The following is a 20371-nucleotide window of genomic DNA, read 5'->3' on the forward strand; positions in this document are numbered from 1 at the left end:
GATTGCTGAATAGGGGAAGGCTGAAAACCTTCCCCTTTTTCTTATGTTCATCGACGCCATGACACCAGGTGGCGGTTCCCTGAACCTGCCCACCGCACTTCGTGAAACCGGGGTGGTTCTTCCGGACTACGCCGGCGGGGGCATTTTCAACCTTGCGGTGAGCCTGGCGCGTGCCAGTGGCGCCCAGGTGCCCGCGCGCTACGCCGGTCTGCGTCTGCCGGACGGTCGCGAGGCGACGGCGGCCTGGGCGGCGGCTGATTGCCTGGTCTTGTTTGTGATCGACGGCCTGGGCGACGATTTCCTGCGTGCCCATGCGGCGCTGGCGCCTCATCTGTGGGCCGAGCGCGTGGCCTCCCTGTCCTCCGTATTCCCCTCGACGACCGCGACCGCGATCACCACGCTGATGACGGCCGAGCCGGCCAGCGTGCATGGTTTGCTGGGCTGGTTCGTGCGCGACCATGCCAGCCCTGCCGTGGTGGCACCGCTGCCGATGCGGCATCGTGGCGGCCCGCTGGTCGAGGATGCCGGGCTGGTCGGCCGCATGCTGCGTACGCCGCCGATGCTGGGGCGGGTGCAGCGCGAGGTGCGTGTGGTCACGCTGGACTATCTGGCACAGGGCGCCTACAGCGAATACCACGGCGCCGGCGCACAGGTGCATGCCTATACCGAGCTGAGCGAGATGCCTGCGCGCGTGGCCGAGGCCGCGCAGGCGGCTGCGGGCCCTTTGCTGATCTACGCCTACACTCCCTTGCTGGACAGCACGGCGCATGACTTTGGCATCGACTCGGATGAATCGCGCCGGGCCTTGGCCCAGATCGACGCCTGCTATGCCGAGATGCGCCGGTGCGTGCCGCAGGCCTGTGTGCTGGCCACGGCTGATCACGGCTTCATCGACGCACCGGCCGAACGGTGCATCGACCTGATGCAGCATCCGCAGCTCTACGCCATGCTCGATGGCCCGCTCACGGGTGAGCGGCGCGTAGCTTACTGCCATGTCAAACCGGAGTTCGCCGCCAGTTTCGGCGCCCATTTCGCGCGTGAACTGGGACATGCCTTCCATGCGCTGAGGGCGGAAGAGGCGCTGGCCTGCGGCCTGTTCGGCCCACTGGAGCAGGCGCGCGAGCTGCCTGCGGCGGGGGATTGGGTGCTGATTGCACGTGAGGACTGGACCCTGATCGATCGTGTGCCGGGCGAGAAAGGGCGCCACATGATCGGCGTGCATGGCGGTCTGAGTCACCAAGAGATGCGTGTGCCGCTCGTCATCGGGATGTCGTCACGCCGCTGAAACCCGCCTGTCAGCGTTCCGTCATCTGCGCCAGCTAGTCTGGGACGCAGATAACGGGCAGGCCGGGAGGCCGGACATGGGCAAGCTGGGCAAGCAATTCGGGGGCTGGATTCAGGCGCGCGCGTCAGGTGTGCGCCACGGCAAGCGGCAAGGCTTTGCGGCCGCCGCGCTGTTCGACGACCTGTGGCCTTTCTGTTTCGTGCCGGAAACGGGACAGCCGCTGCCCTGTCCCGATGCTTTCAGTGCAGATCTTCCTTCGCTGGCGGAACCGGCATCACGCTGACGCCTTCTTCCCACAGCTCCATCACTTCCTTGAGCGACGCCTGGCCACGGATGGCGCGCTCTTCCGCATCGCCGTGATGAATCCGGCGCGCTTCCTCGGGGAAGCGCTCGCCCACGTCTTCTGACTGCGCCGCCTGCGATTGCAGCGCACGGATCAATTGAGCCGCCAAGCCTGCCACGTCGGGCTGTTGGGCCGGCAGCTCTGGTGTCTCGTCGTGGCCGCGCGAGGCCACGTGTGGTGCAGAGGGCAGACGCGAAACCTGGCGCGAGCCGCACACCGGGCAGGTGAGCAGGCCGGACTCGCGCTGCTGGTCCAGCGCTTCGCTGGATGCAAACCAGCCTTCGAAACGGTGCTCCTGTTGGCAAACGAGGTCGACGACGATCACGGCAATATCCTGTTTCGCATGCAAAAACATGCTTTCTTCACAAAGTGCGCGACGATAACATGTCGCGCCTATGTTCCGCCCTTCCGACACTCAATCTGACCCAGCCGTTTCGCAGCGCATCCTGCTTGCTCCGATGGAGGGCATGCTGGACGACATCCTGCGCGCCACGCTGACGCAGGCCGCAACCTATGACTGGTGCGTGACCGAATTCGTGCGCGTCACCAGCCAGGTGCTGCCGCGACGCAGTTTCACGCGCATCTCGCCCGAACTGCTGACTGGCTCGCGCACCGGGGCCGGCGTGCCGGTGCGCGTGCAGTTGTTGGGCTCGGACCCGTCCTGCATGGCGGAAAACGCGGAGACGCTGGCGCGCCTGAACCCGGCCGGTATCGACCTCAATTTCGGCTGTCCGGCACCGACCGTGAACAAGCATCGCGGCGGAGCGGTGCTGCTGGACGAACCTGAACTTCTGCACGACATCTCGCGGGCGGTGAGCCGCGCCGTCAATGGCCGCATGCCCTTCACCGCCAAGATGCGCCTGGGCGTGAAGTGCAAGTCACGCGCGGTGGAGGCTGCCACGGCGCTGGCCGAGGGCGGGGCGGAAATGATCGTGGTGCACGCGCGTACCAAGGACGAAGGCTACCGCCCGCCGGCGCACTGGAGCTGGATCGGCCGCGTGGCCGAGGCGGTGAAGGTGCCGGTGGTCGCCAATGGCGAGATCTGGACGGTCGAGGACTACCACCGCGCACGCGCCGAGAGCGGTTGCCGCGACGTGATGCTGGGGCGTGGCGCAGTGGCCGACCCCTTCATGGTGGAGCGCATTCGTGCCTCGCTTTCGGGTGAGGAGGCCCGCACGCCAGCGCAGGACTGGCCGCGCCTGGTGCCGCTGCTGCATGACTACTGGCAGCGTGTGCAGATCAAGGTCGAAGCGCGCCATGCGCCGGGCCGCCTCAAGCAGTGGCTGAACCTGCTGCGTCGCCACTATCCCCAGGCCGAGACCTTGTACCAGCAGGTGCGCACCCTGCGCGAGCCGGTGCTGCTGGACCCGTATCTCGCCGCACTCTGAGGCTTGTCCGATGTACGCCAACTCGCGCGCGATCAGCAGCGCCCAGCAGGCGCCGCATGAACGGCTTGTGGAAGTCGTGCTGCGTCACCGCGAGCATCGCTTCCGCAAACCCTTTTCGCCGGCGAGCGAGCGTACCTATGCCGAAGTCATGGCGCACTGGGATGGTCGTGCGCCGCTGCTGCTCGACGCGGGCTGCGGCGTAGGCTGGAGCAGCCTGCGTCTGGCGCGCGAGTTTCCCGCGCATTTCGTGCTGGGCGTGGATCAGTCCGAGGATAGGCTGACGCGCGGCAAGCCGGGCGAGTTGCCGCCCAATCTGCATTTCGTGCGTGCCGACCTGGTGGATTTCTGGCGCCTGCTCAAGCGCGACGGGCATCGCCTGGACCGGCACTACATCCTGTATCCGAACCCCTGGCCCAAGATCGGTCATCTGTCTCGCCGCTGGCACGGCATGGCGATCTTTCCGGACCTGCTGGCGCTGGGCGGACGCCTGGAGTGCCGCAGCAACTGGCGTATTTACGTCGAGGAGATGGCGCTCGCCATCGGTGTGCTGACGGGCAAGGCGCCTGTCGTGGAGAGCATCGAGGTCGGCGAGCCGCTGACCCCCTTCGAGCGCAAATACCGCGACTCGGGGCAGGCGCTGTACCGGTTCGTCAATCAGGTCTGATGGGGTTTTAACCCCTCCCCAACCCTCCCCTTGTCAGGGGAGGGCGCTCGTCTCGGCTCAAATGGTTCGGCCCGCGTGATTTGCTCCTCCCCTGACAAGGGGAGGTCGGGAGGGGTTCAAGTTCGACGAGAGCGCTCCAAGCGGCTCAGCCCGGTTGCGGCACCAGCCCGCGCAGCTTCAGCGCGATCAGCATGCACAGCAGCAGCACGGCACCCAGCACGCCCATCAGGCCGTACCAGGCACCCCATTGCCAGATCAGGCCGGTGGCGCTGCCGAGCACGCTGGCGCCGAGGTAATAGCCGGTCAGATAGATGGCCGAGGCCAGCGCGCGGTGATCCCGGGCACGGCGGCCGACCCAACTGCTGGTGACCGAGTGCGCCGCGAAGAAACCGAAGGTCACCAGGATTACGCCCAGGCCCAGCAGCAGCGAACTGTGCGACAGAGACAGCGTGAAGCCGGCTCCCATCACCCCGACCATGATCCACAGCACGCGGCGGCGACCGAAGCGGTCGGCCAGCCCGCCCGCCCAGGCCGAGGAGAAGATGCCGAACAGATAGGGCAGGAAGACCAGACCCTGCGCGGCCAGCGGCAGCGAGAAGGGCGGCGCGGCGAGGCGGAAGCCGAGGTAGTTGTAATAGCTGGAGAAGCAGCCCATCAGCAGGAAGCCGATCAGGAACAGCCAGGGCAGGCCGGCATCGCGAAAATGCGTCATGGCCTGCGGCAACAGGCCGAGCAGCGTGCTGTGGCGCGGACTGGAGTGGGCCGGCGCAGGCAGGGTGCGCAAGACGGCGAGGGCGGCCAGCACGCCGAGCACCCCCAGCGTGGCGGCGGCCAGGCGCCAGGAGCCATAGTCGGCGAGCAGCGGCGAGATCAAGCGGCCGGACAGGCCACCGACTGCGTTGCCGGCGATGTAGAGGCCCACCGAGCGGCCCAGCGACTCCGGTGCGATCTCTTCGGCCAGATAGGTCATCGCCACGGCTGGCAAACCGGCCAGTGCGATGCCAAACAGCGCGCGGGCCCACATCAGTTCGGTGTAGCCATGCAGGCTGGCGGCGATCAGCATCAGCAGGCCGGAGGCGGCCAGCGAGGCCACCATCACCGCCTTGCGACCGTGACGGTCCGCCAGCACGCTGGCCGGAATCAGGCACAGGGCGAGCAGGCCGGCAGCCAGCGACATCACGCCGCTGGCCGCTGCCGGCGTGAGCCCGAACTCCGCCGCGAAGGCGGGCATCAGCGGCTGCATGCCGTACAGCATGGCAAAGCTCGCGAAGCCGCCGAAGAAGATGGCCAGCGTGGCGCGGCGCCAGGCGGGGCTGCCGGCCTGCAGCTTGGCGGGTGCGCTGGAAGGCGGGGCGGACAGGTCGGCGGTGCTGCGGACTACATGGGTGTTCATGCTGCGATCAGGGGGAGGCGCACTGAAGTGTGGCTTCATTCTGGACAGCGCATTTACCCCAGTCCAATATATGTTTCAGTAATTACTTATATTCAGTACATATCAATGGAGCTGCGTCATTTACGCTACTTCGTGGCTGTGGCCGAGGAATTGCACTTCACCCGGGCCGCCGAGCGCCTGCATATCGGCCAGCCACCGCTGAGCCAGCAGATTCAGGCCCTGGAGGAGGAGCTCGGTGCCTTGCTGTTCCTGCGCAGCAAGCGCCGGGTGCAACTCACCGAGGCGGGGCAACTGTTCCTGCAGCGTGCGCGACGCATCCTGGCCGAAGCGGCCGAGGCGGGCGACGAGGTGCGGCGTGCGGCGCGTGGTGAGCTGGGAGAGCTACGCGTGGGCTTCACCTCCTCGCTGCCACTGACGCCCCTGCTGACGCGCTTGTTGCGGGCGTATCGCGAAGCAGTGCCGGGTGTCACCCTGCGCCTGCTGGAGCGCTTCACCGCGGCCCAGTTCGAAGCGCTCAGACAAGGCCGGCTCGATGTGGGCTTCGTTCGCTACAACGGCGCGCTGGAGAGCGAGCCAGGGCTACGCCTGCGCCTGTTGCGACGCGACCCTTTGCTGATGGTGCTGCCGGCCAGCCATCCACTGGCGACGCGGGTTGCCGTGTCGCTCAAGGACTTCCGCGACGAAGGCTTCATCATGTACCCCGAGAACGCCGGGGCCGGCCTCGCGCGTGTCACGCGCGAGCTGTGCGGGGCCGCCGGTTTCACGCCGCGTGTGGTGCAGGAAGCGGACGAGGCGGTGACGCAGATCGGTCTCGTCGCGGCCGGGCTAGGGGTCACCGTGATGCCGGCCCCGATGGCCTGCGTTGCGCTGGATCGCGTACGCTACCTGCCCCTGCGCGATGCGCGCGCCTGGCACAGCATGGTGCTGGTGACGCGCGACGAGCCGCCGGGCCCGGTGCTGAGCCGCTTCCTCGACCTGCTCGAACAGGTGTTGGGAGAGGATGGCGAGCCGGCCGGACCTGCCAACCCGAATCCTGGATCGCATGCCTGACATCTGCCAATCCTGCGGTGCCTGTTGCGCCGCCTTTCGCGTGAGTTTCCACCGCAGCCAGCTCGCCTCCGAGCTGGGCGGGCATGTGCCGGACACCTTGGCCGACGAGGAGACCGCGCACAGTTGCCGCATGCGCGGCACCGACCGCTCGCCGCCGCGTTGCGTGGCGCTGGTGGGCAAGATCGGTGAGGCAGTGAAGTGCGGCATCTACGAGTTCCGCCCTGAGCCCTGCCGCGAGTTCGCGCAGCATGGCCTGCATGGCATCAGCAACGAGGCCTGCAATCGCGCGCGGGCGCGGCATGGCTTGCCGCCCTTGAATATGGAGTAGGGCGGAACTCCGTAGGAGGTTCCGCCGGGAGCTTGCGGCCAGCGGTTTGCCGCCAGCAGCTTGCCGCCTGGCGGCGGCTGGCGGAACGCCCGCTGGGCTTCCGCCCTACGCCTGTCGCTGCTGCGACATTCCTGTGTTGACGGGCATCGGGCACCCAAAAAAAGTCGCTGGGTGCCTGCCTGCGCAGGAACGACGGAGTGTGGAGCGTCACCGCCGTGGCGGCGCGGCAGCGTGCACTGGTTTGGCCCAAAAGCGAATTTGCAAAGCAGGCTTTGATCATTGGCCGGCGGCTTATGCTGGCTATACTCATCGTTTCCCTGATCACACCAAGGAATGACAATGAAATTTGAAACCCTTGCCGTGCACGCTGGCTACACGCCCGAACCCACCACGCATGCGGTGGCGGTGCCGATCTACCAGACCGTCGCCTATTCCTTCGACGATACGCAGCATGGCGCCGACCTGTTCGACCTCAAGGTGCAGGGCAACATTTACACGCGCATCATGAATCCCACGCAGGACGTGCTGGAAAAGCGCGTCGCGGCGCTGGAGGGCGGCATTGCCGCGCTGGCGCTGGCTTCGGGCCAGGCCGCCATCACCTACGCCATCCAGACCATCGCGGAGGCGGGCGACAACATCATCTCCTCGGCCACGCTGTACGGCGGCACCTACAACCTGTTCGCCCACACGTTGCCGCAGTACGGCATCAGCGTGCGCTTCGCCGACCACCGCGATCCGGCCAGTTTCGAGAAGCTGATCGACGCACGCACCAAGGCCATCTACGCCGAGACCATCGGCAATCCGCTGGGCAACATCACTGATATCGGCGCCCTGGCCGAGATCGCGCATCGCCATGGCATCCCGCTGATCGTCGACAACACCGTGCCTTCGCCCTACCTGTGCCGGCCGATCGAGCATGGCGCGGACATCGTGGTGCACTCGCTGACCAAGTACATGGGCGGCCATGGCACCAGCATCGGCGGCGCTATCGTCGATTCCGGCAAGTTCCCCTGGGCCGAGCACAAGGAACGCTTCCGCCGCCTCAACGAGCCGGACGTGTCCTACCACGGCGTGGTCTACACCGAGGCGCTGGGCCCGGCCGCCTACATCGGCCGTGCGCGCGTCGTGCCCCTGCGCAACATGGGCGCGGCGATCAGCCCCTTCAACGCCTTCCAGATCATCCAGGGCATCGAGACCCTGGCGCTGCGCATGGATCGCATCACCGCCAACACGCTGGCGGTGGCGAAGTTCCTCAAGGGTCACAGCAAGGTGGGCTGGGTGAACTACGCCGGCCTCGAAGACCATCCGCACCATGCGCTGGCGAAGAAGTACCTTGGTGGCAAGCCCTCGGGCATCCTGACCTTCGGGGTGCAGGGTGGCCGTGAAGGTGGCGCGCGCTTCCAGGATGCGCTGAAGCTGATCACGCGCCTGGTGAACATCGGCGACAGCAAATCGCTGGCCTGCCACCCGGCCTCCACCACGCACCGCCAGCTCTCGCCCGAGGAGCTGATCAAGGCCGGCGTCACCGAGGACACGGTGCGCCTGTCCATCGGCATCGAGCACATCGACGACATCCTGGCCGACCTGGAGCAGGCGCTGGCGGCGGTGTAAGTCGGTCCTGCCGTAAAAGACAATGGTCACCTGCGGGTGGCTTTTGTCTTTTGGGGTCACCGCCACAGCCCCTCTCCCGGCCCTGCGGGCCACCCTCTCCCGCAAGCGGGCGAGGGGACACGACATGTCGGTTGCGGCCAATATGCGCGGAACTCCCTCTCCCGCTGGCGGGAGAGGGCTGGGGAGAGGGGGGCACGCAGGATGAAGAGCTGGAAGGTTCTGCCGTTCCGGCGTGCTCTCACGGAAGATCTTTGCGGGGGAAATTCATCTTTCACGGCCCTGTCATCCCGCGCCCCTAGGCTCCCGCTTTTTCGCCTCAGGGAGCCCTCCATGTTGTTTCGTCCTTCCTTCGTTCTGAAACCCCTGGCACTGGTGCTGGCCTGCGCTGGCGCGCTGTCGGTGCATGCCCAGCAGGAGGTCACGGCCGAGTTGGCCGGGCATGCCTATCTGCCTTTCGATACCACGGTTGCCGCGCCGAAGGATGCGGGCAGTTTCTTCGCCACTGCCGGCAAGTTCGCCAACAACAACCGCACGCGTAACGAGGTGCTGGGCAGCGAGAAGGCCAATACCTTCGTCGGCGACCCGAAGGCGCCGCGCGCTTCGGGTGGCGCGCTGCCGGTCAAGGGCCAGGCGGTGCAGGGCTTCTCCGGCATTGTGGCGGTGGATCGCGAGCATTACCTGGTGCTGACCGACAACGGTTTCGGCAACAAGATCAACTCGCAGGATGCGCTGCTGATGGTCCACAACGTGAAGGTGGACTGGAAGAGCGGTAAGGCCACGCGTGAGAAGACCACCTTCCTGCACGACCCAGACCGCAAGGTGCCGTTCGCGATCCAGAACGAGGCCACCGAGAAGCGCTACCTGACTGGCGCGGATTTCGACCCGGAGTCGATCCAGATCGTCGGCAAGGAGTGGTGGATCGGTGAGGAGTTCGGCCCCTACGTGTTGCGTGTCGATCACAGCGGCCGCGTGCTGGGCATCATCGAGACCAAGGTCGGCGACAAGACCTACCGCTCGCCCGATCACTACATGAGTGGCCGCCTCGGCAACCTGCCCAGCGATGCGATTCCGGGTTGGGACGCACGCCGCTCGGGCGGCTTTGAGCCGATGGCCAAGTCGCCGGATGGCAGCAAGCTCTACCCGATGTTCGAATGGCCGCTGTACGACGCCGCGACCAAGGCTTTCGAGAGCAGCAACGGCAAGCCCTACACCCACATCCTGGAGCTGGATGTGGCCAGCCGCGCCTACACCGGCAAGCGCTGGAAGTACCGCTTCGAGGAGGCCGGCAACATCGCGGCCGACTTCCAGTTGCTGGATGCCACGACGGGTCTCGTGATCGAGCGTGACGACGCGTCCGAGGGCGCCGGCCCCGGTTGCCCCAGCGAGCAGATGCGTACCGACTGCTTCACGCGCCCGGCCAAGTTCAAGCGCATCTACAAGATTGATCTCGCGGCGGCGGATGGCGAAGGCTTCGTGCGCAAGGTGGCCTACATCGACCTGACCAAGATCGCCAATCCCAAGCGCCTGGCCAAGCTGGGGCCGAATGAGGAAGGTTTCGTGCTGCCGCACCTGGGGCCGGAAGGCCTCACGATCGTCGATGCCACGCACATCGTGACGGTCAATGACAACAACTTCCCGTACTCGTCTGGGCGCCAGATCGGCAAGCCGGACGATGACGAGATCACGCTGCTGAACATCAAGGCGCTGATCGACGCGCGCTGAGCACGCATCCCCGCCATCTGGAAACGCGCGCTGCGGCGCGCGTTTCTTTTTGCCAGAATGGACGCATGTTGCGTTCCTTCTTCCGTCTCTTCTGGTGGTGGCTGGCGGCCCTCGTGCTCGGGCTGGCCGGTGCCGCGCTGATCGCACGCCAGGCGCTGCAGACCGCGCGCGAAGCCTTCGAGACCGACGCGCGCATCATGCACCGCGTGCTGAGCCAGCGCGTGGTGCAGCACGACGCGATGCTCGCCACAGTGTCGCTGCTGCAGGCAGAGCAGGGGGCGGAGCGGGAGCGGCGGCTGGCCTCGGTCTACCCGCAGGTGCTGGCGATCCAGCGGCGCCAGGGTGAGGAGCAATGGAGCGATGCGCGGGTGACGCGCGCCGAGGCGGCCTCGCGCGAGTTGCGCCGACCCGAGCTGGCGATGGCGGATTTCAATCGTGGCCGCTACGTGCTGGTGCTGGCGGGTGAGCCGGCCAGCCACGCGATGACCATCGGCCTGCGCGAGATGCTGCCGTGGGAGGAGTGGCCCACCGATCCGCGCAGCAGCCCGGTGCAGGTGTTGCTGCAGTTCGAATCGCAGAGCCTCGTGCTGCAGCCGGGGCAGGCTGGCCGCCGGGGCTGGCACTTCGATTTCAGCAAGCGGCTGGCGGCCGATAGCCAGCCCTTCGACCTGCATGCCATGCGGGTCATGGGCTGGGAGGAACTTCCCTGGCTGTGGATGGGCGCGTGGTGTGCCGGCGTGGTTCTGATCCTTCTTGGGGCCTACCAACTGCGCCGCCAGCGCAGCGAGCGGCGGCGTGCCGAAGAGCTGCTGCGTCTGGGCCAGGTGGCGCGTCTGAACACCCTGGGCGAGCTGGCTGCCGGCATGGCGCACGAGCTGAACCAGCCGCTCACCGCGGTGCTGGCCAACACCCAGGCGGCGCGCCGCGTGCTGGCCGAGGCGCCGCCCGATCTGGAGCTCGCACGCGGGGCGATGCATCAGGCGGTGGAGCAGGCGCGGCGTGCCAGCGAGGTGGTGGGCCGGCTGCGGCACGCGGTGGAGCGCCCGAAAACCAGCGCCAGCGTGGAAGCGACCGACCTGCTGGACGCCACGCACAAGGTGCTCTATCTGCTGGAACCGGAGTGCCGGCGCGTCCGCCTGCAACTGACGGTGGAAGGGGCGCCAGGCTGCCGCGTGCTGGCCGAGCCGGTGGCGCTGGAGCAGATCATCCACAACCTGGTGATGAACGCGCTGCAGGCGCTGGAGCGGGTGCCGGTGGAGCAGCGCCGCCTGCATCTGCGGGTGTCTGCAGAGGGCGCACGCGGCCAGTTGCGCGTGGCCGACAGCGGCCTGGGTATTCCGCCCGAGGTCTTGCCGCGCATCTTCGAGCCCTTCTTCACCACGCGTGAGGGCGGCCTGGGGCTGGGCCTGAGCCTGTGCGAGACGCTGGCCGCCGGCATGGGGGGCGAGTTGCAGGCCAGCAACGGCAGCCCGGGCGGGGCGGTCTTCGTGCTGAGCCTGCCGCTGGTGCAGGAGGGCGCATGAGCGAAGCCTCGCCACAGTCGCCGCTGATCCACCTGATCGACGATGATGCGGCGGTACGCGACAGCCTCGCGCTGCTGATCGGCACCGTGGGCCTGCGTGTGCAGACCTGGGCGGAGCCGCAGGCCTTTCTGGCCGGCTTCGCGCGCGAGGGGATCGGCGCCATCCTGCTCGATGTGCGCATGCCCGGCATCAGTGGGCTGACGGTGCTCGACACCCTGATCGCGCAAGGCGTGGATCAGCCAGTCATTATGCTGACCGGCCACGGCACGGTGGACATGTGCCGGCGTGCCTTCAAGGCCGGCGCGGCGGAGTTCCTCGAAAAACCGGTGGATGACGAACTGCTGCTGGAGACGCTGCAGAACGCGGTGCGCCAGCATGTGCGCTCGCGCGAGCGCCATGCCGCCGACCGCGCCGCACGCGAGCGCTACGCCCAGCTCTCGGCGCGCGAGCGCGAGGTGTTGGGGCTGATCGTCGCCGGCCTCACGAACAAGGAGATCGGCCGCGCGCTGGACCTCTCGCCCCGCACGGTGGAGACGCACCGCGCCAATCTCTTCGCCAAGCTACAGACCGAGTCGTTGGCGCAATTGATCCGTCAGTACGCGGTGCTGGTCGAGCAGGACACCTGAATAATGGCGCCGGCGTTGTTGCGGCCGCTTGCCGTACACCTGTACTGTCTGCGTGGCCGCGCCTAGCCAGCGCCATTTTTCAGGCGCCCCGGTCACTCAGTAGTTCTACGGAGGCCGCGGCGTAGCCCTACGAATAGGCCGCTGGACGGCCAATCCCTAGAGTTCTCCCCATGGCAGCCGACATCCCGGCGCCCCACCCAAGAGGAGAACATCATGCGCAAGATTCACAGCCTGACCGCCGTTGCCCTGCTGACCGCTTCCACCTTCGCCGCCGCACAGAATGTGACGCCGAATGCGGCCGTGCGGACCGAGAAGAACATGTCGCTGGAACTGGCCAACCAGCTCGCCGCCCACAGCGTGGCCGCCTGCACCGCCAACGGCTATGCGGTGACCGCTACCGTGGTCGACCGCGCCGGCACCGTGCGTGCCGTGCAGCGCGCCGACAACGCCGGCCCGCACACCCTGGGCGCCAGCCAGCAGAAGGCTTGGACCTCCGCGTCGGCGAAGAACACCACGCTGGCCATGATGGAAGGCGCGCAGAAGAACCCGGCGGCGGCCAACCTGGTCAACATCCCCGGCTACCTGCTGCTGGGCGGCGGCGTGCCGGTCAAGGTCGGCAATGAAGTGATCGGTGCCATTGGCATCGGTGGTGCACCCGGCGGCCACCTCGACGAGCAGTGCGCGATGGCGGCGCTGGACAAGGTCAAGGACCTGCTGAAGTAACAAGACGGAGGGCCGGGGGGTAAGCACAAAACCCCTCCCCAACCCTCCCCTTGTCAGGGGAGGGGGCTGCTGGCATGGCTTGTTGCACCTCCCCTGACAAGGGGAGGCTGGGAGGGGTTCCGGACGCCACATTTGGCGAAGCCGCCTTCATTCCGGCCCGCAAGTAGCACTTATGGCACACACATTTCTGATGGAAACGCAGCCATGACAGACACCACATTCAAACGCACCCTCGGTGCTTTCAGTCTGGCCCTGACCTGCTGGGGGATCGTCCCCTCCGCGTCCGCCCAGACCGCGCCCAGTGTTGCCGAAGCGGCGCGCTATACCGGCCTGCACATGGCTGCGCACAAGGGTGATCTCGCCAAGTTGGAGCGCCTGATCGCCAGCGGGGCGAATCTCGATGCGCGCGACGGCCACGGTCGTACGCCGCTTCATGTGGCGAGCTTCGCCCGCCAGCGTGATGCCATCCGCATGCTGGCCAAGGCCGGCGCGAAGCTCGACCTGCTGGAGAACGACCGTTACGACAGCGTGACCATCGCCGCCGTGGCGGACGACGAGGAGACGCTGCGCCTGCTGTTGTCGCTGGGCGCCAGCGCCAAGCAGGTGACCAGCCGTTACGACGGCACGGCGCTGATCGCAGCAGCGCATCTTGGGCATGACGGCGTGGTGAAGCAGCTCATCGCCGCCGGCGCGCCGCTGGATCACGTCAACAACCTGCACTGGACGGCGGTGATCGAGTCCATCGTGCTGGGCGATGGCGGCAAGCGGCACCAGGAAACCTTGCGCGCGCTCGTGGCGGCTGGTGCCTCGCTCAAGCTGACCGACCGCGAAGGCAACACCCCGCTGCAACTGGCCCGCTCGCGCGGCTATGGCGAGATGGTGAAGATCATCGAGCAAGCCGTGCCCGCTCGCTGAGCGTCATCGTAGTAGGGCGGAACGCTTGCGGTTCCGCCAGCCGCCGCAGGCGGCATCACGCTGTGCGAGGGAGGTCCGGCGGATCGCCTGCGGCATCTGCCCTACGGGTTGTCAGGGAAGACCGAGGATGTTTTGCAGCGTTCGTGCGCCGCCCTCGGTCAGTAGCCACGCGAGGGCAGCACAGTTGATGATCACTGTGAGCCAATACACTGCCAGGAAGGACTCCTTGGCGGATTTGTGGCGAAGCTGGCGTTGCGCGATCAGCGCACCAGGCCATCCGCCCATGAGCGACAGCAGATGCAGCGTGCTTTCTGCCGTACGCCAGGCACTCCTTCTTGCCGCTGACTTGTCCATGGCATAGGCCATGAAGGTGATCAGGCAGGCTGTCAGGTAGTAGCCAAGGAGGATCGGCGGCAACCGGCCCAACAGCGTGAAAGCAAGTATCAACAGCAGGAAAGCAGCGGTGAAAACAACCGGCCACGGGCTGCTGCTCGGCATGACAGGGGCACGGGCCGCATCGCCGACAAACGAGACATCCGTGGCCTGAAGTCGTCCCTTCTCATTTGTCTTCTGTTCATACGTGACGAGTGTGTTTTCGGAAGGGCGAATGTGGCGGCTACGGAATGCGCTGACATGCACGAATAGTTTCTCGCCACCACCATTCGGGGTGATGAAGCCAAAACCCTTGTCGTCCTTCCACTGGGTGATGCGGCCTTGGTATCGCATGGCTTGGGGTTAGGTGGTTTTGCCGTCGGCATTATTCAGCGCCCTGCCGAGTGTGCCAAGTGGACCACTGGGTGGTTCTCACATCCGACCTGGCTTGCGGACTCTCCCCGATTGCATGTCCGGGGCCGGCGCTGGCACAGTGAGTGTCGCCCCCGACATGCCTCCTCCAACATGACAAAGACACAACACGACGCAGCGGCCGAGCCAGCCCTGCGCGCCTGGGTTTCGCTGCTCGCTGCCGGCATCGCGCTGGTGGTGGTGCACGGTCTGGGCCGTTTCGCCTACACGCCCTTGCTGCCCATGCTGGTCGCGGATGGTTTCTTCGACCTGTCGGCCGGCGCGGGTGCAGCGACCTGGAACTATGTGGGCTACCTGCTGGGGGCGATGCTGGCGATCCGTCTGCATGAACCGCATCAGTTGCGCAGCGTGATGCCGCCGGCGCTGCTGGGTTGTGCGCTGGGCACCCTGGCCCAGGGCTTCACCGACAACGTCACGGTCTTCCTGTTGCTGCGCCTGTTCAATGGCATCTGCAACGGCATCGTCTTCGTGCAGGCACCGGCCCTGGTGCTGGAGTGGCTGGCGCGGCACCGGCGCGCGGCCTTGTCGGGCCTGGTCTATCTGGGCGTGGGCTGCGGCTTGCTGTTGTCGAACCTGCTGGCGAATGTGCCGGCGAGCTGGTTGCAGGGTGCGCAACGCTGGTGGCCGATGGCCCTGGCCGCCTTGCCGCTGGCCTGGTGGAGCAGTCGCCATCTGGCGCATCTGGACCGGCCGCCGCCGGGCACGGTGGTGCCGTCCACGATCGTGACCCCTTTGGTGGATCGCGGCAGCTTCCCGGTGTTCATGGCGTATGCCGGGGCGGGCCTGGGTTACATCCTGCCAACCACCTTCCTGCCGGTGGTGGCGCGCGAGCAGTTGCCTGCGGCGCATTGGCTCACCAGTGGCGCCTGGCTGGTGCTGGCGGTGGGGACGCTGGTCGCGGCCTGGGGCTGGAACCGCATCGGCGCGCACATCGGTGATCGGCGCGCCCTGCTGTTGAACTACGCCTTGCAGGGCTTGGGTGTGGCCGGGCCGGTGCTGTGGCCGGGCGAGTTAGGGGTGTTGTTGTGCGCGGTGCTGGTGGGCACGACCTTCCTCGGCGCGGTGCTGCTCACGCAGCGCCTCGCGCGCGCCCTGCACCCGCATCAAGGGCCGCGCCTCTCGGCGGCCCTGATCGCGCTCTATGGCTTGGCGCAACTGACCGGCCCTTTCCTCGCGCGGCTGTGGATCGAGCACGGCGGCTCGATGGGCGACAGCTACTGGCTGGGCGTGGGGGCCTTGGCCTGGGCCTTGTTCTGGACCTGGCGCACGCCGCGCATCGCCTGATTCAGAAACCCTGGAAGAAGGGTGTAAAGCTCAGCAGGTACTCGGCGGGCAGGCGGGTCACCAAGGCGAGGGCTGCCGACAGCAAGGCCAGAACCGAGAGGCAGAACAGCCATGATGTCTTCGTCATGGGGGCAGGATGCCTCGTGTCCTGAGCCAGGTCGCGAAGAGCTGTGGCCATACGCGCACTGCCGGGTCGGCATCTGGCTTCAAGGCAAAACCGTGCCCGCCCTTGGCGGCGATGAACAGCTCCGGCGGATTGCCAGCCTGTGCCATGGCTTGCCAGAAACGCACCGTGTTGCGTACCAGGCTGTCGTCGGCTGCGATGGCGATGAAGGCGGGTGAGGTATTGGCCGGCGGCACGGCATCGGTGGCGTACTCGAGGAAGGCGGCACGGTTTTCGGCCAGCCCGTTCATGTCACGCCCTGGAGTGAAGCCGACTGCAGGGTAGATGAGCGCCATGAAGTCGGGGCGCGGGCTGAGCGTGTCTGCCGCGTCTTGCGGTGGATAGCTGAGGGTACCGAAGGCAGTGCCGGTCGCGGCGGCGAGATGCCCGCCAGCCGAGAAACCGATGATGCCGATGCGCGTCGGGTCCAGCTTCCACTCGGTGGCGCGCTGGCGCAGCACGCGGATGGCGCGCTGGCCGTCCTGCAGCACGACCTGGCGACCGTTGGCATGGCCTTCGTTGGGCAGGCGGTGCAGCAGCACGAAGGCGGTGATGCCCAGGCTGTTGAGCCAGCGCGCGATGTCGGCCCCTTCCTTCGCGGCGACCAGCTTGGTGTAGCTACCCCCCGGCACGACGATCATGCTGATGCCATTGGGATTGGGCGGCGCGAAGGCGGTCAGCGTCGGGTGCGTGATGCCGGCGAGGTTGTTGTGCAGTTCCTTGCCGATGGGGGCGCTGGTGTTGGGGGGTGGGCTGGCCTGAACAGCCGAACCCGGCGGCAGGATCTCGCCCCACAGCGGGACGCGCTCGCCGTCACGCAGACCCGCCGCCATGGCAAGCGGGGTGAACAACAGCAACAGCAGGGCGCGAAGCCATGGTCTGGTATGCATCTGATCCTCCTCAGTCGGTGTTGCCGTGGAATACGGCTTCGATGTTGTAGCCGTCCGGGTCTAGCACGAAGGCAGCGTAGTAGTTGGCGTGGTAGTGCGGGCGTAGGCCCGGGGGGCCGTTGTCGATGCCTCCCGCGGCAAGGGCCGCTGCGTGGAATGCGTGCACGGCGGCCTCGCTGTCGGCCCGGAAGGCGATGTGGCTGCGCGGCGTGAAGAGTGTGCCCTGGCTGATCCAGAAGTCGCCGCCGGGGTCACGCGTAGCCGGCGAGCCGAAGCCGATCGCCGACTTCAACTCTAGCCGGATGGCATAGCCCAGCGAGGCCAACGTGGCGCTGTAGAAGGCCTTGCTGCGCGGCAGGTCGCTGACGTGGATGCCGGTGTGGTCAATCATGCATGTCCCCTTTACGCGGCGGGAAAGATCCGGGCCGCTCCAAGCAGAGTATGGAAGCTCAGGGGTAAAGCGAATTGATCGGAATAGGTGTATTGCCACCTGGCGGTACGGCGCTTGCGTGACGCCCCCCTGGAGGCGGCGAGCGTCACTGCATGTCGTGGCGAAACAGTGGGCGCCAGCGTGCAGTATCGGGACCGGATTGCATGAACAAACCGTCGTCGTGGAGCCTTGATCTGCGCGCCATTCACCCCCAGCGCAGCCGGCGGGTCATTGTGAACAGGCCCTCGGGTCATGATGTTGCGCTGGCCGCGCCTGCACGAACTCACCCGTACGATGGGGGCGGGCGCCAGAAAGCGTCGGGCCTGATGGACCGGGAAGTCCTGTTTTGCCTGGCGCATTTCGCCCTCCGCCTTGGCTGTATTCCGGTTTAATTCAGGCGCCCGCGCGGGAGTGCGTATTGCGGAGTACGCAGGGTGGGGCCAGACTGCAAAAACCGTCTTCAACGCGAAAGGAGCACCGCATGTTCCGCAACACGAGTACGAAGCAAACCCTGTTGATGAGCCTGTGCATGGCTGTGGGCATGACTGCCCTGTATTCGCCGGCCCAGGCCACGGAGCAGGCGCAGCAGCGGCGCCAGGGTCGCGACGTGCGACAGGACACGCGCCAGGACAGTCGCGAGCAGAAGCAGGATTGCCGCGCCGCGGACCAGAAGAACAATGCGGAGTGTCGCCAGGACAAACGCAATTCCAAGCAGGATGGCCGCCAGCAGGCGCGCGACATCAAGTATTGAAGCAGGCCTGCCGCTCATGTGAAGCGCACCCTCGGGTGCGCTTTTTATGTCCTAGCCTGTCTTCAGTCCAGGCAGGCGAAGCGCGGCTGTTCGAGCCCATCGACCTCGACCGTCTCGACGAACATCACGTAAGGCCGCACCCACAGGCCACTCGCGTTGTAGAGCGGGCGATAGACCACCAGCACTTCCAGCGTCTCGCTGTGGCGGGCGAGGCCGATGACCTCGTATTCCTTGCCCTTGTAGTGGCGGTAGCGGCCGGGGCGCAGGGTGGGCAGCGGCGGCAGGTCGGTGTCAGACATGGTGCAGGAGTGGTCGGGTCAGATCGGAAAGCGCGCTGCGTTGGCGGCCTGCTGCGTCAAAATTTTCAGGTGATAACCAGCGCTGGAAGGCGGCATCCAGCGCCGGCCACTCGCGGTCGATGACCGAGAACCAGGCGGTGTCACGGTTGCGCCCCTTGATGACGCGTGCATTGCGGAACACCCCCTCGAACGAGAAGCCCAGGCGCTGGGCGGCCGCACGCGAGGCCTGGTTGAGGGTATGGCACTTCCACTCGTAGCGCCGGTAGCCCAGCGCGAAGGCCTCACGCATCATCAGCCACATGGCTTCGGTCGCGACGGGCTGGCGCTGCATGCGCGGCGAGAAGGCGAGGTGGCCCACTTCGATGCAGCCTTGCTCGGGCTCGATGCGCAGCCAGGCTGCCGTGCCGACGGCCTGCCCGCTGGCGAGGTCGACGATGGCGAAGAACAGCGGGTCATCTCCCAGGCACTGCGCCTGCATCCAGTCCGTGTAGGCGGCCAGCGAGGGGAAGGGGCCGTAGGGCAGATAGGTCCACATGCGGCCCTCGGCATCGTCTGCGAACGCGTCGAATAGCGCTGCCGCGTGCTGCGCCGGGTCCAGGACTTCGAGCCGGCACAGGCGGCCCGACAGGGCTCTGCGTCGCGGGCGCTGGGCGGCTTGCCAGTCGGGCAACGCCGCGCCGAGGGGCTGACCCAGTTCATTGGTGTCGTACATGCCAGATCAATCCTGGATAGCAGGGCCGGGTAGTCTGCACCAGAACATGCCCGCTGGCGAAGGGCATGAAAAAGGCGCCCACGCGGGGCGCCTTGCCAGGCTGTGGCGCGGCGGCCTCAGTTCAGCGATTCCTGCTTGGGCAGCAACAGGTTCAACAGGATTGCCACCACGCCGCACAAGCTCACGCCCTGCAGCACGAAGCTGCCGACGATGATGCCGAAGCCGCCGATGCCCAGCACCAGCACCACCGACACGATCACCAGGTTGCGCGGGATCTCCAGGTCGGTGCGCGCCGACACCAGGGTCTTGAGACCGATGGCGGCGATCGAACCGAACAGCAGGATCATGATGCCGCCCATGACCGGCACCGGGATCGACTGCAGGATCGCGTTGAACTTGCCGACGAAGGCCATGGCGACAGCGAACACCGCGGCCCAGGTCATGATCACCGGGTTGAAGTTGCGCGTCAGCGTGACGGCGCCGGTCACTTCGGCATAGGTGGTGATCGGCGGGCCACCGACCAGGCCGGCGAACAGCACGCCCAGGCCGTCGCCGGCCAGGGTGCGGTGCAGGCCGGGCTTCTCGGTGTAGTCGGTGCCGGTCACGCCGCCCACCGCGATCACGTTGCCCACGTGCTCGATGGCCGGGGCCAGCGCCACCGGCAGCATGAACAGCACGGCCGACAGGTTGAATTCCGGCGCCACGAAGTGGGGTAGGGCGAACCACGGGGCGGCGGCGATCTTGCTGAAGTCGACCAGGCCCATCAGCGCGGCCAGGGTGTAACCGACCGCCACGCCGACCAGGATCGGGATCAGGCGCAGGAAGCGGTGGGCAAAGATCGCGACCAGGATGGTCGTGCCCAGCGACACGCCGGCGAGGATCAGCGAGGGGCCGTAGGCCACCAGCTCGATCTTGCCGTCGCCGCTCTTGCCCATCGCCATGTTGACCGCCACGCCGGCCAGCGACAGGCCGATGACCATGATGATCGGACCGATCACCACCGGCGGCATGAACTTGTGGACGATCTGCGCGCCATGGCGTGCCACCACGCCGGCGAAGATGAAGTAGGCCACGCTCACGCAGGCCAGTGCGCCGAGGGTGGCTGGCAGCCCCCATTGCTGGCTGGCGTAGATGATGGGGGCAATGAAGGCGAAGCTGGAGCCGAGGAAGATCGGCACTTCGCGCCGCGTGACGAGCTGGAACAGCAGGGTGCCGACGCCGGCGCCGAGCAGGGCCATGCTGGGGTTCAGCCCGGTCAGCAGGGGCACCAGCACGAGCGCGCCGAAGGCGACGAACAGGATCTGCGCGCCGGCGATGGCCTGGCGCCAGGCCGGGCCGCCGCTGGCGGTGGTGGGTGTGGACATGGATTCTCCTTGGTCTGGTGTCGTGAGCAGGGCACCGCTTTGGTGCGCGGCGCATCCTACCCCGGGCGTCCTCTCGCGTCTGCCGGGTGGGATCAAGCTTTGC

General features: G+C 66.8%; 23 protein-coding genes. 14 read left to right on the forward strand and 9 right to left on the reverse strand.

The genetic code is table 11. From position 1 onward, the window contains the following. The first annotated feature begins 43 nt into the window (after window positions 1–43). Together NMB43_RS05935 and NMB43_RS05940 are read left to right on the forward strand one after the other, a co-directional pair. Window positions 44–1285: an alkaline phosphatase family protein gene (locus tag NMB43_RS05935; protein ID WP_494351227.1), complete on the forward strand. Its 1242-nt coding sequence runs from the start codon at window positions 44–46 to the stop codon at window positions 1283–1285. Between the two features lie 76 nt (window positions 1286–1361). Further along, window positions 1362–1568 (forward strand): hypothetical protein, encoded by a 207-nt coding sequence (locus tag NMB43_RS05940; protein WP_494351228.1) that lies wholly within the window; start codon window positions 1362–1364, stop codon window positions 1566–1568. On the opposite strand, the gene NMB43_RS05945 is transcribed toward NMB43_RS05940, so the two are convergent. Continuing rightward, a complete protein-coding gene (locus tag NMB43_RS05945) occupies window positions 1525–1953 on the reverse strand; it encodes a DUF1178 family protein (RefSeq protein ID WP_494351229.1) in 429 nt (142 codons plus the stop codon). The genes NMB43_RS05940 and NMB43_RS05945 overlap by 44 nt on opposite strands. A gap of 142 nt (window positions 1954–2095) precedes the next feature. On the opposite strand from NMB43_RS05945, the gene NMB43_RS05950 reads away from it, so the two are divergent. Together NMB43_RS05950 and trmB are read left to right on the forward strand one after the other, a co-directional pair. Continuing rightward, window positions 2096–3016 carry a tRNA dihydrouridine synthase gene (locus tag NMB43_RS05950; RefSeq protein ID WP_494351230.1) on the forward strand — a complete coding sequence of 307 codons (921 nt, stop codon included), beginning with the start codon at window positions 2096–2098 and terminating at the stop codon, window positions 3014–3016. 10 nt (window positions 3017–3026) lie between these two features. Further along, a complete protein-coding gene (trmB, locus tag NMB43_RS05955; protein ID WP_494351231.1) occupies window positions 3027–3680 on the forward strand; it encodes a tRNA (guanine(46)-N(7))-methyltransferase TrmB in 654 nt (217 codons plus the stop codon). A 145-nt stretch (window positions 3681–3825) separates the two neighbouring features. Here trmB and NMB43_RS05960 read toward each other — a convergent pair whose 3' ends face one another. Beyond that, window positions 3826–5073, reverse strand: a complete 1248-nt coding sequence (locus NMB43_RS05960) for an MFS transporter (RefSeq protein WP_494351232.1) — start codon at window positions 5071–5073, stop codon at window positions 3826–3828. 105 nt (window positions 5074–5178) lie between these two features. On the opposite strand from NMB43_RS05960, the gene NMB43_RS05965 reads away from it, so the two are divergent. The 8 genes from NMB43_RS05965 (at window position 5179) to NMB43_RS06000 (ending at window position 13571) form a co-directional block, all read left to right on the forward strand. After that, entirely contained in the window at window positions 5179–6123 is a 945-nt protein-coding gene (locus NMB43_RS05965) for a LysR substrate-binding domain-containing protein (protein WP_494351233.1), read from the forward strand. Continuing rightward, a complete protein-coding gene (locus NMB43_RS05970; RefSeq protein ID WP_494351234.1) occupies window positions 6116–6451 on the forward strand; it encodes a YkgJ family cysteine cluster protein in 336 nt (111 codons plus the stop codon). The genes NMB43_RS05965 and NMB43_RS05970 overlap by 8 nt, the downstream gene beginning before the upstream one ends. A gap of 339 nt (window positions 6452–6790) precedes the next feature. After that, window positions 6791–8062 carry an O-acetylhomoserine aminocarboxypropyltransferase/cysteine synthase family protein gene (locus tag NMB43_RS05975; RefSeq protein WP_494351235.1) on the forward strand — a complete coding sequence of 424 codons (1272 nt, stop codon included), beginning with the start codon at window positions 6791–6793 and terminating at the stop codon, window positions 8060–8062. Window positions 8063–8392: 330 nt separating this feature from the next. After that, entirely contained in the window at window positions 8393–9784 is a 1392-nt protein-coding gene (locus NMB43_RS05980) for an esterase-like activity of phytase family protein (protein ID WP_494351236.1), read from the forward strand. A 65-nt stretch (window positions 9785–9849) separates the two neighbouring features. Then, window positions 9850–11307, forward strand: coding sequence for a sensor histidine kinase (locus NMB43_RS05985; protein WP_494351237.1), 1458 nt, complete (start codon window positions 9850–9852; stop codon window positions 11305–11307). Then, window positions 11304–11933 carry a response regulator transcription factor gene (locus NMB43_RS05990; protein ID WP_494351238.1) on the forward strand — a complete coding sequence of 210 codons (630 nt, stop codon included), beginning with the start codon at window positions 11304–11306 and terminating at the stop codon, window positions 11931–11933. The genes NMB43_RS05985 and NMB43_RS05990 overlap by 4 nt, the downstream gene beginning before the upstream one ends. 213 nt (window positions 11934–12146) lie before the next feature. Continuing rightward, complete coding sequence (locus tag NMB43_RS05995; protein ID WP_494351239.1) at window positions 12147–12656, forward strand: GlcG/HbpS family heme-binding protein; 510 nt, start codon at window positions 12147–12149, stop codon at window positions 12654–12656. 204 nt (window positions 12657–12860) lie between these two features. Then, complete coding sequence (locus tag NMB43_RS06000; RefSeq protein WP_494351240.1) at window positions 12861–13571, forward strand: ankyrin repeat domain-containing protein; 711 nt, start codon at window positions 12861–12863, stop codon at window positions 13569–13571. Between the two features lie 111 nt (window positions 13572–13682). Here NMB43_RS06000 and NMB43_RS06005 read toward each other — a convergent pair whose 3' ends face one another. Then, window positions 13683–14297: a DUF1294 domain-containing protein gene (locus NMB43_RS06005; protein WP_494351241.1), complete on the reverse strand. Its 615-nt coding sequence runs from the start codon at window positions 14295–14297 to the stop codon at window positions 13683–13685. A 171-nt stretch (window positions 14298–14468) separates the two neighbouring features. Between NMB43_RS06005 and NMB43_RS06010 the strand changes: the two genes are divergently transcribed. After that, window positions 14469–15659, forward strand: a complete 1191-nt coding sequence (locus tag NMB43_RS06010; RefSeq protein WP_494351242.1) for a YbfB/YjiJ family MFS transporter — start codon at window positions 14469–14471, stop codon at window positions 15657–15659. A gap of 1 nt (window position 15660) precedes the next feature. Here NMB43_RS06010 and NMB43_RS06015 read toward each other — a convergent pair whose 3' ends face one another. The 3 genes from NMB43_RS06015 to NMB43_RS06025 are packed head-to-tail and all read right to left on the reverse strand — an operon-like array spanning window position 15661 to window position 17103. Further along, entirely contained in the window at window positions 15661–15786 is a 126-nt protein-coding gene (locus NMB43_RS06015; protein WP_494351243.1) for a hypothetical protein, read from the reverse strand. Then, a complete protein-coding gene (locus tag NMB43_RS06020; RefSeq protein WP_494351244.1) occupies window positions 15783–16712 on the reverse strand; it encodes an alpha/beta hydrolase in 930 nt (309 codons plus the stop codon). Before NMB43_RS06020 ends, NMB43_RS06015 begins: the two co-directional genes overlap by 4 nt. A 10-nt stretch (window positions 16713–16722) precedes the next feature. Beyond that, the gene (locus tag NMB43_RS06025; protein ID WP_494351245.1) at window positions 16723–17103 is read right to left on the reverse strand and encodes a VOC family protein; all 381 of its coding nucleotides are present in this window, start codon (window positions 17101–17103) and stop codon (window positions 16723–16725) included. A gap of 520 nt (window positions 17104–17623) precedes the next feature. On the opposite strand from NMB43_RS06025, the gene NMB43_RS06030 reads away from it, so the two are divergent. Then, complete coding sequence (locus NMB43_RS06030) at window positions 17624–17893, forward strand: hypothetical protein (protein WP_494351246.1); 270 nt, start codon at window positions 17624–17626, stop codon at window positions 17891–17893. Between the two features lie 62 nt (window positions 17894–17955). On the opposite strand, the gene NMB43_RS06035 is transcribed toward NMB43_RS06030, so the two are convergent. From NMB43_RS06035 to NMB43_RS06045, 3 genes are all read right to left on the reverse strand, one after another. Next, window positions 17956–18192, reverse strand: coding sequence for a DUF1653 domain-containing protein (locus tag NMB43_RS06035; protein WP_494351247.1), 237 nt, complete (start codon window positions 18190–18192; stop codon window positions 17956–17958). After that, on the reverse strand, window positions 18185–18904 hold the full coding sequence (locus NMB43_RS06040) for a GNAT family N-acetyltransferase (RefSeq protein ID WP_494351248.1): 720 nt from the start codon (window positions 18902–18904) through the stop codon (window positions 18185–18187). The genes NMB43_RS06035 and NMB43_RS06040 overlap by 8 nt, the downstream gene beginning before the upstream one ends. A 116-nt stretch (window positions 18905–19020) precedes the next feature. After that, window positions 19021–20268, reverse strand: a complete 1248-nt coding sequence (locus tag NMB43_RS06045) for a uracil-xanthine permease family protein (RefSeq protein WP_494351249.1) — start codon at window positions 20266–20268, stop codon at window positions 19021–19023. Between the last annotated feature and the right edge of the window lie 103 nt (window positions 20269–20371).

Source organism: Uliginosibacterium sangjuense, assembly GCF_059132465.1.